The sequence below is a fragment of the Stenotrophomonas sp. 3(2025) genome, from assembly GCF_052665395.1.
The window spans coordinates 76,032-90,645 of the sequence record NZ_JBQOIF010000008.1 but is presented as its reverse complement, the minus strand read 5'-3'; the positions used below and the strand labels follow the sequence as shown (position 1 = coordinate 90,645).

Below are 14,614 nucleotides of genomic sequence, written 5' to 3'. Positions count from 1 at the left end.
CCGAATTGGACGCCTATATTGTATAGACATATAAGCACAGCTGCGTTGTGGATGCCATGCACGTCGATACCCTCTGGTCCAACGTCCACCTGATGACCCTCGATGGCGAGGGCCTGGGTGTCCTGCGCGATGGAGTACTGGCCGCCACCGATGGCCGCATCGTGCATGTCGGCCCCGCCGGCAGCGATGCCCAACTGCAGCCGACCACCCGCATCGACGGCGAAGGCCGATGGATCTCGCCTGGTCTGATCGATTGCCACACCCACCTGGTCTACGCCGGCAACCGCGCCAACGAATTCGAGCAGCGCCTGCACGGCGTGAGCTATGCCGAGATCGCCCGTGCTGGTGGCGGTATCGTCTCTACGGTGCGCGCCACCCGTGCTGCCTCGCCAGAGCAGTTGGCACGCGAGAGCCGCCCGCGCCTGCTGGCGATGCGCGCCGAAGGCGTAACCACCATCGAGATCAAGTCCGGCTACGGCCTGACCCTGCAGGACGAGCGCAAGCAGTTGCAGGTGGCCCGCTCGCTGGGCGAACAATGCCGGGTGAACGTGGTGCCGACCTTCCTCGGTGCGCACGCGGTGCCGCCCGGTCGCGAGGCACAGGAATACACCGATGAGGTGTGCGAGGTGATGATTCCGGCCATCGCTGCAGAAGGCCTGGCCGAGGCCGTGGACATCTTCTGCGAGAACATCGCGTTCTCGCCGGCGCAGGCCCGCCAGGTATTTGACGCTGCGCGTGCGCATGGGCTGGCGATCAAGATCCACGCCGAACAACTGAGCAACCAGCATGGCGCCGAACTGGCGGCCGGTTTCGGTGCGCTGTCGGCCGACCATATCGAACATCTGGACGACGCCGGCATCGCCGCGATGGCCGCCGCCGGTACCGTCGCCGTGCTGCTGCCGGGCGCGTTCTACTTCACCCGCGATACCACCCTGCCGCCGATCGCCGCGCTGCGTGCGGCCGGCGTGCCGCTGGCACTGGCCACCGACAGCAACCCCGGCACCTCGCCGCTGACCAGCCCGCTGCTGGCAATGAACATGGGCGCGACCCTGTTCCGCCTGACCGTGGACGAATGCATTGCCGGCTTCACCCGTGAAGCGGCGCGTGCGCTGGGCCATGGCGAGCGCATCGGCCGCCTGACCGTCGGCATGGACTGCGACCTGGCGATCTGGGACATCGACGCCCCCGCCGACCTGGTCTATCGCATTGGATTCAACCCGCTGCACGCGCGCGTGATGCGCGGACAGCCCGACCTGCCTGCCTCCTGGAGCAACACATGAGCAACACCCTGGTTCTTCGCCCCGGTCATGTCACCCTCGCCCAGTGGCGGCAGGCGTATCGCGGTGCCCCGCTGTCGCTTGACCCGGCCGCGTTGCCGGCGGTGCGTGCCAGTGCCGCAACGGTGGCTGCCATCGTCGCCAAGGGCGCACCGGTGTATGGCATCAACACCGGTTTCGGCAAGCTGGCCAGCGTGCGCATCGAGCGCGAGGACCTGGCCACCCTGCAGCGGAACATCGTGCTCTCGCATGCCGCGGGCGTGGGCGAGCCGATGCCGGCCAATGTGGTGCGGCTGATGATGGCGTTGAAGCTGGTCAGTCTGGCCCAGGGTGCTTCCGGCGTGCGCGAGGAAACGCTGCTGCTGCTGGAAGCAATGCTGGTGAAGGGCGTGCTGCCGGTGGTGCCGGCGCAGGGCTCGGTCGGTGCCTCGGGCGACCTGGCACCGCTCTCGCATCTGGCCAGCGTGATGATCGGCGTCGGCGACGCCTTCGTCGGCGATGAACGCCTGCCCGCCTTGGACGCACTGGCTCGCGCCGGCCTGCAGCCGGTGGAACTGGGCGCGAAGGAAGGCCTGGCCCTGCTCAACGGCACCCAGTTCTCCACTGCGTACGCACTGGCCGGCCTGTTTGAGATCGAAACCGTGTTCCAGGCCGCACTGGTCACCGGCGCGCTGTCGGTGGAAGCGGCCAAGGGCTCAGATACGCCGTTCGATCCGCGTATCCATGCGCTGCGTGGCCAGCATGGGCAGATCGCCACCGCCGCCACCCTGCGCATGCTGATGCAGGATTCGGGCATCCGCGAATCGCACCGTGACAACGACGTGCGCGTGCAGGACCCGTACTGCCTGCGCTGCCAGCCGCAGGTGATGGGCGCGGCGCTGGACATCCTGCGCCAGGCTGCGACCACGCTGGAAATCGAAGCCAACGGCGTGTCCGACAACCCGCTGGTGTTCACCGATACCGGTGAGGCGCTGTCCGGCGGCAACTTCCACGCTGAGCCGGTGGCCTTCGCCGCCGACATGCTGGCGATGGCCGTGTGCGAAATCGGCTCGATCAGCGAGCGTCGCCTGGCGATGCTGGTCGACCCTGCGCTGTCCGGCCTGCCGGCGTTCCTGACCCCGCGCCCGGGCTTGAACTCCGGCTTCATGATTCCGCAGGTGACCGCCGCTGCACTGGTCTCGGAAAACAAGCAGCGCGCCTACCCCGCCAGCGTCGATTCGATTCCCACCTCGGCCAACCAGGAAGACCACGTGTCGATGGCCGCGCACGGTGCACGCCGCCTGATGCAGATGGCCGAGAACGCGGCCAACGTGATCGGCATCGAGCTGCTGGCCGCTGCGCAGGGCTGCGACTTCCATGCGCCGCTGCGCTCCAGCAAGGCACTGGAAAACGTGCGCGCCACGCTGCGTGCACAGGTGCCGATGCTGCAGGACGATCGCTATTTCCACCCGGACATGGTGATCGCAACCGACCTGGTCCGCAGCGGCGCGTTGGCCAAGGGACTGGCCGAGCTGTTGCCCACGGTGGAACCGCAGGCATGAACGGCCATCCCGAATGGCTGACCGTGCACGAAGGCGATGCGCCGCTGATCGTCAGCTTCCCGCACACCGGCAGCGAGCTGCCGCATGACCTGATCGGCGATTTCCACTCACCATGGCTGGCGCGCCGCGATGCCGACTGGTGGGTGCATGAGCTGTACGACTTCGCACGCGGCATGGGCGCGACCACCGTGCGCTCGGCAATCTCGCGTTCGGTGATCGACCTCAACCGCGACCCCAGCGGCGTGTCGCTGTACCCGGGGCAAAACACCACCGGCCTGTGCCCGCTGACCACCTTCGACAACCAGCCGCTGTACCACGCCGGCCGCGAGCCGGATGACGCCGAGATTGCCCGGCGCCGCGACACGTATTTCGCGCCGTACCACAACGCACTGGCCACGCAGATCGCACGCCTGCGTGCACGCCACGGCACCGTGGTGGTGTACGACGCGCATTCGATCCGTTCGCACATCCCGCACCTGTTCGAGGGCGAGTTGCCGCAGTTCAATCTCGGCACCGCCGGGCCGTCCGGTGCACCGGACACCTCCTGCGACAACGCACTGAGCGATGTGGTGGAGAACCTGCTGGCGCTCAGCGGCATGAGCCAGGTGCGCAATGGCCGCTTCAAGGGCGGCTGGATCACCCGCCACTACAGCAGCATTGCCGGTGGTGTGCACAGCCTGCAGATGGAACTGGCCTGCCGCGGCTACATGCACGAACCACTACCCGACCAGGTGGATGAGCACAGCTGGCCCACCCCGCTCGACCCCGATCACGCCGCACCGCTGCGCCACACCCTGGCGCAGGTGCTCAATGCCTGCCTTGAATTCGCTACGAACCGGAGCGCCGCATGACCCGCAACGACCCGTCCCGCACCATTGCCGCACCGACCGGCACCACGCTCACCGCCAAGAGTTGGCTCACCGAAGCGCCGCTGCGCATGCTGATGAACAACCTGCACCCGGACGTGGCCGAGCGGCCGCAGGAGCTGGTGGTGTACGGCGGCATCGGCCGTGCCGCACGCGATTGGGAGAGCTTCGACGCCATCGTCGAAACCCTCAAGCGCCTGGACGATGACCAGACGCTGCTGGTGCAGTCGGGCAAGCCGGTGGGCGTGTTCCGCACCCATGCCGATGCACCGCGCGTGCTGATCGCCAACTCCAACCTGGTGCCGCGCTGGGCCAACTGGGATCACTTCAACGAGCTGGATAAGAAGGGCCTGGCCATGTATGGCCAGATGACTGCCGGCAGCTGGATCTACATCGGCGCACAGGGCATCGTGCAGGGTACCTACGAGACCTTCGTGGAAATGGGCCGCCAGCATTACAACGGCAGCCTGGCCGGCAAGTGGCTGTTCACCGGCGGGCTGGGCGGCATGGGTGGCGCGCAGCCGCTGGCCGCGGTGATGGCCGGCGCCTCCTGCCTGGCGGTGGAATGCCGCAAGAGCAGCATCGAGATGCGCCTGCGCACCGGCTACCTGGATACCTGGACCGACGATCTGGATGAGGCCCTGCGCCTGATCGAAGCATCGTGCACCGCCAAAAAGCCGCTGTCGGTGGGTCTGCTCGGCAACGTTGCCGACGTGCTGGACGAACTGCTGATCCGCGGCGTGAAGCCGGACCTGCTGACCGACCAGACCTCCGCCCACGACCCGGTGAACGGTTACCTGCCGCAGGGCTGGACCGTCGAGCAGTGGGACGCCAAGCGCGTGTCCGCCCCCAAGGAAGTGGAAAAGGCCGCGCGTGCGTCGATGGCCAACCACATCCGCGCCATGCTCGGCTTCCACGCGTTGGGCGTACCGACCGTGGACTACGGCAACAACCTGCGGCAGATGGCGCTGGAAGAAGGCGTGGAGAACGCGTTCGACTTCCCCGGCTTCGTACCGGCGTATATCCGTCCACTGTTCTGCCGTGGCATCGGCCCGTTCCGTTGGGCGGCGCTGAGCGGCGACCCGGAAGACATCGCCAAGACCGATGCCAAGGTGAAGGAGCTGATTCCGGACAACCCGCATCTGCACCGCTGGCTGGACATGGCCGCCGAGAAGATCAAGTTCCAGGGCCTGCCGGCGCGCATCTGCTGGGTCGGCCTGGGCGATCGTGATCGACTGGGCCTGGCCTTCAACGAGATGGTGGCCAACGGTGAACTGAAGGCGCCGGTGGTGATCGGTCGCGACCATCTGGACAGCGGCAGCGTGGCCTCGCCGAACCGCGAAACCGAAGCGATGGCCGACGGCTCCGATGCTGTGTCCGACTGGCCGCTGCTGAATGCCCTGCTCAACACCGCCAGTGGCGCGACGTGGGTGTCACTGCACCATGGCGGCGGCGTGGGTATGGGCTTCTCGCAGCATGCCGGCATGGTGATCGTCTGCGATGGCACTGAAGCGGCGGCCAAGCGCATTGCACGCGTGCTGTGGAACGACCCGGCCACCGGCGTGATGCGCCATGCCGATGCGGGGTATGAGATCGCGATTGAGTGCGCGAAGGAGAAGGGGTTGAATCTGCCGGGAATCCTCGGCTGACCCAGCACCCGGGTAGTGCCGGCCGCTGGCCGGCTCTTCCTGATGGCCATCGCTCTGGTAGATGCCGACCTTGGTCGGCACAACCCTCCTGGCTTGACCCTATCCCCCGCCGTGACCAAGATGCGCCATCGCCGCTGACGGATCACCGCGATGTACCGCACGCTCGCTGCTGCATTGCTCTGCGCCCTGTTCGCCACCCCGTTCGCTTCGGCGCGGGATGTTCCGCCAGATCTTGCTTCCCGGCTCAACAGCCAGCTCCAGGCCAATCGCGAACGCTACGGCATCGCCGGCCAGGCGGTACTGGTCGCACACAACGGCAACGTGCTGTACGAGAGCGCCAGTGGTGAACGCGACCCGGCCACCCACGCGCCCGCCACCGTCGATACCATCTTCGCCGCGCAGTCGATGGCCAAGCTGCTGACCAGCACGCTGGTGATGCAGCTGGTGGACCAGGGCAAGGTGGATCTGGATGCCCCCGCCAGTCGTTATGTGCCGGACCTGCCGACCGCGTGGCAGGCCATCCACGTGCGTGACTTCCTCAACCACAGCTCTGGCATCGGCGAATACTACGACCGCGTGGACAACCGCTGGGTGAGCAAAGGCTACCGGGGCGTGGCACCCGATCTTGCTGCTGCGTTGAAGGTGGCCGGTTCGGCGCCGCCGCAGTTCAGAACCGGCAGCCGCGTGCAGTACACGCAGGCCAACTACCTGGTGCTGACTGCGTTGCTGGAGGCCCAGTACCGCAAGCCCTATCCGGCCATCGCCCGCGAACGCATTCTGCAGCCGCTGGAAATGACCAGCACCTCGTGGGGAGCAGCCAGCGTGCCGGCGGAGCGCGCGGCAATGCCGTACATCGGCAAGGACGGCCAGCTGCAGCCGGCCAATGAAGATCCATGGCCGCACTACGGCTGGGGCCACGCCGATCTGCAGACCACCGTGGGCGACATGAACCGTTTCCTGCAGGCACTGGCGACCGGCAAGCTGGTGCGCACTGCCACGCTGGAAGCGCTGTGGCAGCCACAGACACTGACCGGCGGCGGCAGCAACTTCTTCGCCACCGGCTGGGATACGACCCGCAGCGATGGCTACACACAGGTCGGCCACGATGGTGGCACCCGCGTGCGCGCGCGGCTGGCCTACAAGGGCACGCTGGCCAGCGGCTACTGGGTGTTCGTGTACCTGACCAATGGCAGCGCCCGCAATGCCTGGTCGAGCACGCTGGTGGAAAGCACGATGGCAGTGGCTGCGGCAGGCGAGTTTCCGCATGCAGCACTGTCCGAACGTTTGATCGGCTATGCCTTGACCGGTGACAGCGGCAGTGAAAGCAGCCTGCGTGCGTGGCTGAGCGAGAACAGTGGCATTGCATCCAACGAACTGGAGTGGGCCATCAATGCAACCGGCTACGCGATCCGCAACAATCTGGGCAACCGGCCCGCGCTCAAGATCTTCGCCCTCAATACTGCCCTGTATCCCACCTCGGCCAATGCCTGGGACAGCCTTGCCGAATGCCATGCTGCGCTGGGCGAGAGGGAGACCGCTGATCGGCTGTATGCGAAGTCGAAGGGGCTGGCGAAAACCTCGCCGTAGATTCTTCTGTGAATCCACGCCACGCATCGGGGTGAGCCCATACGCACCCGGTGGGTGACGTACCGTACTCGACCTGTTAACTTGCGCGCCTGTTTTTTGGTTTACAGACTGTCCGCATGCACTTCCTGCCGCATCGCCCCGCCCCCTCCTTGCTGTCGCTGGCCATCCTGCTTAGCCTTTCCACCACCGCCCACGCGGCCCCACAGGCCACCACGCTGGACGCGGTGCAGGTCACTGCCGCCGATGCCAGCGCGCAGGCGCGCGAGGCGCTGAAGCGCGTGCCGGGCGCCAGCAACGTGATCGACGTGGCCAAGGCGGACAGCCGCCTGTCCAGCAGCGCCGACGTGTTGGCCTACCAGCCCGGCATCAGCGCGCAGTCGCCGGGCAACGAAGGCACCAAGGTGTCGATCCGCGGCTCGGGCATCAACCGCGGCCCGGGTGCACATGCTTCCGGCGTCGCGGTGTCGATCGACGGCCTTCCACTGACCGGCCCCGGCGGCACGCCTTACGAACTGCTGGAACCGTTGTGGCTGTCACGCGTGGAAGTGCTGCGCGGTGCCAACGGCTTCGAACGCGGCGCGCTGGCACTGGGCGGAGCCATCGACTACATCAGCCGCAGCGGTCGCGACTCGGCGGGCGTGCAGCTGCACTACGAAGCCGGCAGCCGCGGCTACCAGAAGCGCGGGATCAGCTGGGGCGGCGCCAGTGGTGACGTCGCCTACTTCCTGGCCTATACCGATACCGAATTCGATGGCTACCAGCGCCATGCGGCCGGCGATGGCAAGGGCGCGATGGCCAACATCGGCTGGCAGATCACCCCCGATCTGCAGACACGCTTCTTCGTGCGCTACCGCGAAACCAACCACGAGACACCCGGGCGCCTGACCCGCGAGCAGATCCGCAATGATCCGCGCGCGGCGAACGCGGCCAACCTGGCCATCGATGCGCGCCGTCCTCAGCCGGGCAGCACGTGGGTGGGCAATCTCACCACCCTGCAGATCGACGAGGATTCCTCGCTGCAGGCCGGGCTGGTCTATCACAAATACCCGATGGACTTGAACGAGAGCCTGTACCGCCAGCAGCTGGACTACGCCAACCTCAACGCCACGCTGGACTACCGCCGCCGGCATACGCTGTTCGGCCTGGACAGCGAAACCACCATCGGCCTGCGCGTAACCCACGACCTGGATGCCGATGTGCGTGAGTCGCTGCGCTTTGCCAACAACGGTTATGCCGCCGGCACCCGCACGCGCGACTTCCGCCACCACGGCACCGACAGCACGCTGCACATCAGCAACAACCTGGCCGTGAATGAACGCCTGCGCGTACAGACCGGCTTTGCACTGATCAACACCCGCCGCGATGTGCAGGTCACCTGGCCGAGCAGCGGCGGCCGCCTGCGCGACCACGACTGGGATTACGCGCCGCGGCTGGGCTTCACCTGGCAGCAGACGCCGCAGACGCAGTGGTTCGGCAACCTCAGCCGTTCGGTGGAAGCGCCGCACCCGTGGTCGATGATCTGGGGCTCGAACCAGTACTTCGGCGCGGGCAATGGTCCGTCCACCGGCCGCCAGCGCGCGCCGGTGCCGATGCATAACCAGACCGCCACCACGCTGGAACTCGGCGCACGCGGCGAAGCGGCGCTGGGTCGTTGGGAATTGACCGGCTACTACGCGCACGTGAACCACGAGCTGCTGAGCGTGGAACTACAGCCGGTGCCGAACCTGTTCATCGCTGAGAACAACGCCAGCCCCACCGTGCACCGTGGCATCGAGGCCGGTCTGGACAGCACCTTGTGGCAGGCTGCACCGGGCCGTCTGTCGTTGCGCCAGGCGTACACCTTCAGCGATTTCCGCTATCGCCATGACACGCGCTTCGGCAGCAACCGCCTGCCCGGCCTGCCGCGCCACGCCTATCAGGCCGAACTGCGCTTCGACCACGCCTCGGGCCTGTATGCCGCACTGAACACCGAGTACGCCTCACGCATCGCGGTGGACTACGCCAACAGCTATTGGGCGGACGGCCACGTCATCTTCGGTAGTCGCATCGGTTACGACGCACCGGGCGGCCGCTGGCAGCTGTGGGCGGAGATGCGCAACATCGCCGACCGCCATTACGCCGCCACCGTCACCCCCGGTTACAACGATGCCGGCAAGGACGTGGCGCGCTCGACGCCCGGTGAAGGCCGCGGCGTGTATGCAGGCGTGCGCTGGCGCTTCGACTGATTCACATGGGGAGCGCCGGGCATCGCCCGGCGCCCCATGGATCATGCAATGCGCCAGGACGGCAGGCGCTCGCTGCGTCGCCAGACAGTGGGCGCGAAACCCATCATCAACAGCCCTGCCAGCCACTTCGGCGACGTGCTGAGCAGCGTAGAGGCCAACGCGGCATCCAGCGGAGCGGCGTCCTCCTGCCACGGGTTATAGCCCAGGTAGATGATGCTGCCCGCCCACCACAGCAGGGCCACCCCGATGCCCACCAGCAGCAGGGCCATCGTGCGGCAGGTCCAGCGCTGCGAGGTCGTCCCCCATTCGCGGGAAATGGCCACCAGCAGGCCGACCACCAGCAGCGACACCAAGGCCACCAGGCCGATGTCGACCTTGTGCCCGATGCGTTCATAGGTGGAGGCGCGGCACTGGGCTTCTTCGGCGGCCGCATCTGTTGTGGGCGGGGTGGCCGTAGGCCCGGACTGGGCCAGCACCGCGAAGGGCATCAACAGGGCGAACATCGCCACCATCAGCCAACGAACGAACTTCCTGTTCCTGCGTGCAGCGACATCCATGCGCTTCTCCCTGCGTGTGATTGATATTAAACGTCGTGGCAGATCCTGTTACAACGCCTTCAATACCTGCATCAGGCTGACCGCATCCGGCGCCGCCTTGGTCACCGCCTCGATGCGATGACCATCTGGATCGATCACGAACGCAGCGTAGTAGCGCTCGCCATAGTCCGGGCGCAGACCGGCAGGTCCGTTGTCCTGGCCTCCGGTGGCCAAGGCCGCATGATGGAACCGATCAACGGCGTCGCGCGTGGTTGCCGCCAGCGCCAGATGGAAGCCAGGTCCCGGCGCAACCGCATCGTCGCGCAGCTTCAGGCACAACAGGTCTTCATCCTCGACCAGACCATAGCCGATCGCAGTGTCGTCTTCGAAAACGCGGCGGTAACCGAGTGCTGCAAGAACGGCATCGTAAAAGCGACCTGCACGCTCGAGATCGCGGACACCCAACGAGAGGTGGTGCAGCATGCAGACATCCTTGCCAAGCACGCGCGGGCTGCGCTGGCCGGATTCTACCCTGCCGTGGCGCCGCGTCTACAGGCCACGTCCCATCCAGTTCCCGCCCGATCCACGGCAACCGCGGTCCGGTGTGGATCCTATATTCTGGGCAGCCACGGAACGGATCGGCTCCTGCATGCAAGCGTCCCAGTTCACCCGCCCTGTTGCCATCGTCATGTTCCTGCCGATGATCGGCCTGGCAGGCTGGGGGTCGTGGTTCGCGACCTATTGCATGAGTGACGGCTGCCTGGGCGTGTTTGCACTTTGGCTTGGCGCAATGGCGGCCTTGTTCCTGCAGGCCCTGCTGGTCTTGCCTGTGCATGCCTGGGCACTGAAACGGCAAGGGGCCGATGCGGCCAGCCGCTATGTACGCTGGCTGGTGGCATCCAGTGTCGCTGTGATGGTGCCCATGTTTGCCGGGTGGGTCTACATGTTCTTCAAGTAGTCCGCGCGCCGCTCAAGCAGGCGGTGCAGCCGCCTTCAACAACTGCGCAGCCACCTGGTCGAACGGGGTGATGTCCTGCAGTGCACGGCTCATCGCCACTGCGCCTTCCACACTGGCAATCACCAGGCTGGCCAGGCCGGTCGCCTGGGCGGGCGCGTGCCCATCGGCGACGAACGCCTCAGCCAGGTGCCCCTGCCAGCGCGCAAACACCTCGGCGGCCGCCGCACGTGGCTGGCTCGGCAGGGCCTCCACCGGCTCCTCGACGGCCGCCGCCAGCACCGGGCAGCCGGCACGAAAACCGGTACGCAGCAGGCGCTCGCGCCACATCGCCAGGAACTGCTGCAACCCCTGCACCGCGCCGCCCTTCAGCAGTTCGATCAGCAGCGCCTCCACCTTGTCGCCGGCCATCGTGGTGGCCCGTGCCAACAATTCCTGCTTGCCGCCCGGGAAGTGGTGATACGTGGACCCCAGCGGCGCATCAGCCAGTTTGGTCACTTCGCGGATGCTGGTCGCGTTGAGGCCCACACGCGCGAGCATCTGCGCTGCGGCATCGATCACACGCTGGGGGGCATCGGACGATCGCGGGCTCACGGCCGGCTCCTTGCTAAGACAGTCGTCATAGACTAGCGTATCGACCGTTCTATAACAGTCGTCATAATCATGAATCTCTGGTTCCGCCTGCTCCACCTGCTGCTGCGCAGCCTGTTCCGGCCGAAGCTGGAGGCCCCGTTCGGCGTCTCCCGCCTGCAGTTCCGGGTGCTGCCCAACGACCTGGACAGCAACCTGCACATGACCAACGGCCGCTACTGGAACATCTTCGACCTGGGCCGGCTGGACCTGATCCTGCGCATGGGCCTGGGCAAGGTGGCGCTGCGTGAGAAGTGGGCGCCGATTGTTGGCGCCGGCACCATCCAGTTCCGGCGCGAGCTGAAGCCGTTCCAGCGCTTCACCCTGGAAACGCGACTGGTCGGCTGGGTCGGCACACGCGGCATCATGGAGCAGCGCGTACTGATCGGCCCGGAGCAGAAAACCGCCACGCGTGCACTGCTGATCACCGGCATCTACGACCGCCGCGCACGTCAGTTCGTCGGCATGCCACAGATGATGGAATCGATCGGCGTGGTTGCTCCGCCCGCGCCGGCCCTGAGTGCTGCAGCCGAGGCGCTGCTGGCTGCCGATCTGGCGTTGAAGCAGGACCATGAATGACCCCTGCCGCGCAGATCAGGGGGCAGACGCCTCCACCCTCATGGGGGTCACGAAGGTGATCTGCGTGCGGCCACCCACATGCAGCACATACTCGAAGGTCTGCCGCATCTGGCTGTACGCGCCACCTTCGGGCGCGCCATAGTTGGCGCCGACGCTCACGGTGTGCCGACCGGGCGTCAGTGGCTTGAGCATCAGCCAGTAGCCGTCGGCCGCAGCCAATCGCGAATCATCGTCATCCGGATCCATGCGGAAGCAACCTTCGCTCTTCACCCGGTGCAGGCGCACGTCACCCAACGGCTGCCCGTCCAGCAGCACCACAGCGCTGACCAGATAATCGTTGTTGATCGCCGCGCCGGCCTGCAGCTCCTCGCAGGAGACGTCTTCCCCGGTCTGGTAGCTGGCCATGTTGATGATGGGCAGCAACAGGTGCCTGCCCTCGGGCACCACGCACTGCCTGCGTGGCTGGAAGCGGCCATTGGTGCCTGCCAGGTTCCAGACCGGCCCCTCCTGGCCCAGTTCACACAGGCGACCATCGGGATCCAGGTAAGGCGCAACCCTCTGCGCGTCAGCCCAGCGCCACCAACGCGCGGTCCATTCGCTCAGGGAAATGCCGGCCACCGCCTCACGTGTGACCGGTGACGCTGCAGGCGCGGCAATGGCGCTCGCCTGACCTGCAAACATCAGTACCGTGGCCACGCCGGCCAAGCGCAGCCTGCTGCCGATTCCGTTCTGCATTCCCTGCCTCGTCGTCCCTGGCGGCCACCGTGCGCGGCCGGCTCGGTGGACACTTTATCGCAGCGGCGCCGCGTCCGTTGGTGGTGCGGCTCTGTGAGTGGCTTCTGGCGGAACTGGCGATAGGGTAGTGTCGGCCGCTGGCCGGCAATCCGTTCGGCATGCAGATCGAGGTTGCCGGCCAGCGGCCGGCACTACCCCAATCTCAGCGCTTGGGCGCGTTCGCCTGCGCGCGCTTGATCGCCGCCTCGGCCAGCGGTGCCATCAGCGCATAGCCCTTCGCCGTCGGATGCACGCCATCGGTTGCCAACTGCGCATCCAGTCCGCCGGCACGGTTGGCCATCGGCGTGTGGTAGTCCAGATAGACCAGCCCGCGCGCATCGGCCTGCCGCTTCAACGCAGCATTCAATGCACGCACCTTGGGCGCAGGTGCTATGCCCGGCGTCCACGGGTACTCGCTGACCGGCAACACCGACGCCAGCACCACCGCAATGCCATGCGCTTTGGCCAGATCCAGCATGGCCTGCAGGTTGTCCTCGATCATCGCCTGCGTGGACGGGCCGGTGTTCCCGGCGATGTCATTGGTGCCGGCCAGGATCACCACCACATCCGGGCGCAGCGCCAGTACATCCTGCGAAAAGCGCACCAGCATCTGCGCGGTGGTCTGTCCGCTGATGCCGCGATTGAGGTAGCCCTTGCCGGGGAAGAACGTGCTGCTGCCTTCCTTGCCCCAGCCTTCGGTGATCGAATCGCCGAAGAACACCACGCGTGACTGGCCGGCCCGTGGCGCGGGCAATGCGGCATTGGCTGCGCGGTACTTCTGCAGCTGCGGCCAGTCGGACAGACGCTGCTGCATGAAGCGCACTTCGTCTGGCTGCACCTGCTCCACTGGCTTGGTCAGCAATGGATTGCTGGCCGCCTGCACCAATACGGGCGTGGCCAGCCCCGCCATGAGCGATCCGGCCAGCAGCCAGGCCAGTGAAGTCCTCCTGCGCATGAGCATCCTCCGTTGTCGACCTGAGCAGTCTAGCGCGGCCTGCCAATAGTCACTTGGCCGATGCAGCCGTCCTTGCCGCCACACCCGTCACCTTCGCCGGCATCCACATGCCTGGCGTCCAGCCGCTGGCCTGCAGGATCGCCTTCGGGTTGTCCTGCTGGATCAGCGCGCGCACGGCATCGCGCTTGTTGCCGGCCTGCAGGTAATACGCCTTGGCGATGCGGTAGCCCACCCAGTAACCCAGATCGTAGGGCTCCTGCGAACCCGGCGTGTAGTTGTACAGCCAGGGCGTCAGATCGGTGCTGTCCACGTCCAGCGCGAAGGCGCTTTCGATATGCACTTCCCTGCCCCGCGTCCAGCCGGCATGCCGGCCATTGCCAACGTTGCCGGAAATCAGCTCGGCGATGAACTCGGCGATCCCCTCGCCCAGCGACTCGCGCAGCACCGTCGCCCGCGGGTCGCCTGCTTCGTACTCGCTCACGCCGGTCTGCTGGATATGCACGTATTCATGCGCGATCACGTGCACGAAGCGGTCCTGCGCGTTGGCGTTCATGAAATCGGCCGCGCACAGCGCTTCCAGGCCGATCACCACGCCATCGGGGTAGGTCATTCCCACCGGCTTGCCGCGCCCCACCACGATCGCCACCGGCGGAAACTTCGCCTGCGGATAGATGGCCTGCAGAGTGGCGAACACCTGCACCAGTCGCTGCCGCACCGCCGGCAACTCCGCCAGGCAGGCCCGTCCATTGGCGTACAGCGCAGGGTCGCGCGCCATCGCTTCGGCCATGCGCTGGGCAGTCACCCGACGCAGCTTGGCGAACTGGGCCAGGCTCGGCGTGCCCTGTGCCAGGTACTGCTCAAGCTGGGCCACGCTGGGCTTGCCGCCAGCGGCCTCGTACAGCGCGTAGAAACGGCTGGCATCGGCGGTCAGGATTTCCGGTCCCGGCGCGGCCGCCTGGGCAGTGCCGATCACCCCGCCGAGGGCCAGGGCAAGCAGGCAGCGCAATGACACGAACATGGCTCCGTCCTTGGTGGAGTGC

At 66.6% G+C, this 14,614-nt stretch carries 14 protein-coding genes; 8 read left to right on the top strand and 6 right to left on the bottom strand.

The window, feature by feature from the left end; all coding sequences use genetic code 11:
• Positions 1-56 precede the first annotated feature (56 nt).
• The 6 genes from hutI (at position 57) to ACUXVE_RS08395 (ending at position 9,145) form a co-directional block, all read left to right on the top strand.
• Positions 57-1,280 carry an imidazolonepropionase gene (gene hutI / locus ACUXVE_RS08420; protein WP_445514201.1) on the top strand — a complete coding sequence of 408 codons (1,224 nt, stop codon included), beginning with the start codon at positions 57-59 and terminating at the stop codon, positions 1,278-1,280.
• The gene (hutH, locus tag ACUXVE_RS08415; RefSeq protein ID WP_445514200.1) at positions 1,277-2,818 is read left to right on the top strand and encodes a histidine ammonia-lyase; all 1,542 of its coding nucleotides are present in this window, start codon (positions 1,277-1,279) and stop codon (positions 2,816-2,818) included. The genes hutI and hutH overlap by 4 nt, the downstream gene beginning before the upstream one ends.
• Positions 2,815-3,669 (top strand): N-formylglutamate deformylase, encoded by an 855-nt coding sequence (hutG, locus tag ACUXVE_RS08410; RefSeq protein WP_025876972.1) that lies wholly within the window; start codon positions 2,815-2,817, stop codon positions 3,667-3,669. Before hutH ends, hutG begins: the two co-directional genes overlap by 4 nt.
• Positions 3,666-5,333, top strand: coding sequence for a urocanate hydratase (gene hutU, locus ACUXVE_RS08405; protein WP_445514199.1), 1,668 nt, complete (start codon positions 3,666-3,668; stop codon positions 5,331-5,333). Before hutG ends, hutU begins: the two co-directional genes overlap by 4 nt.
• Before the next feature lie 150 nt (positions 5,334-5,483).
• Complete coding sequence (locus tag ACUXVE_RS08400) at positions 5,484-6,920, top strand: serine hydrolase domain-containing protein (RefSeq protein WP_445514198.1); 1,437 nt, start codon at positions 5,484-5,486, stop codon at positions 6,918-6,920.
• A 116-nt stretch (positions 6,921-7,036) separates the two neighbouring features.
• On the top strand, positions 7,037-9,145 hold the full coding sequence (locus ACUXVE_RS08395) for a TonB-dependent receptor family protein (RefSeq protein WP_445514197.1): 2,109 nt from the start codon (positions 7,037-7,039) through the stop codon (positions 9,143-9,145).
• A 41-nt stretch (positions 9,146-9,186) separates the two neighbouring features.
• Here ACUXVE_RS08395 and ACUXVE_RS08390 read toward each other — a convergent pair whose 3' ends face one another.
• Together ACUXVE_RS08390 and ACUXVE_RS08385 are read right to left on the bottom strand one after the other, a co-directional pair.
• Positions 9,187-9,702, bottom strand: coding sequence for a hypothetical protein (locus ACUXVE_RS08390; protein WP_445514196.1), 516 nt, complete (start codon positions 9,700-9,702; stop codon positions 9,187-9,189).
• Between the two features lie 48 nt (positions 9,703-9,750).
• Positions 9,751-10,164 carry a VOC family protein gene (locus ACUXVE_RS08385; protein WP_093819088.1) on the bottom strand — a complete coding sequence of 138 codons (414 nt, stop codon included), beginning with the start codon at positions 10,162-10,164 and terminating at the stop codon, positions 9,751-9,753.
• Positions 10,165-10,369: 205 nt separating this feature from the next.
• Between ACUXVE_RS08385 and ACUXVE_RS08380 the strand changes: the two genes are divergently transcribed.
• Complete coding sequence (locus ACUXVE_RS08380) at positions 10,370-10,639, top strand: hypothetical protein (protein WP_258954329.1); 270 nt, start codon at positions 10,370-10,372, stop codon at positions 10,637-10,639.
• A 12-nt stretch (positions 10,640-10,651) separates the two neighbouring features.
• Here ACUXVE_RS08380 and ACUXVE_RS08375 read toward each other — a convergent pair whose 3' ends face one another.
• A complete protein-coding gene (locus ACUXVE_RS08375; protein ID WP_140225818.1) occupies positions 10,652-11,230 on the bottom strand; it encodes a TetR/AcrR family transcriptional regulator in 579 nt (192 codons plus the stop codon).
• A 69-nt stretch (positions 11,231-11,299) separates the two neighbouring features.
• On the opposite strand from ACUXVE_RS08375, the gene ACUXVE_RS08370 reads away from it, so the two are divergent.
• Complete coding sequence (locus ACUXVE_RS08370; protein WP_222388938.1) at positions 11,300-11,845, top strand: thioesterase family protein; 546 nt, start codon at positions 11,300-11,302, stop codon at positions 11,843-11,845.
• Positions 11,846-11,860: 15 nt separating this feature from the next.
• Here ACUXVE_RS08370 and ACUXVE_RS08365 read toward each other — a convergent pair whose 3' ends face one another.
• From ACUXVE_RS08365 to ACUXVE_RS08355, 3 genes are all read right to left on the bottom strand, one after another.
• Positions 11,861-12,580 carry a hypothetical protein gene (locus ACUXVE_RS08365; protein ID WP_261311882.1) on the bottom strand — a complete coding sequence of 240 codons (720 nt, stop codon included), beginning with the start codon at positions 12,578-12,580 and terminating at the stop codon, positions 11,861-11,863.
• Positions 12,581-12,782: 202 nt separating this feature from the next.
• Positions 12,783-13,529: an SGNH/GDSL hydrolase family protein gene (locus tag ACUXVE_RS08360; RefSeq protein WP_445514242.1), complete on the bottom strand. Its 747-nt coding sequence runs from the start codon at positions 13,527-13,529 to the stop codon at positions 12,783-12,785.
• 94 nt (positions 13,530-13,623) lie between these two features.
• Positions 13,624-14,592, bottom strand: coding sequence for a DUF2268 domain-containing putative Zn-dependent protease (locus ACUXVE_RS08355; RefSeq protein ID WP_093819086.1), 969 nt, complete (start codon positions 14,590-14,592; stop codon positions 13,624-13,626).
• Positions 14,593-14,614: the final 22 nt, after the last annotated feature.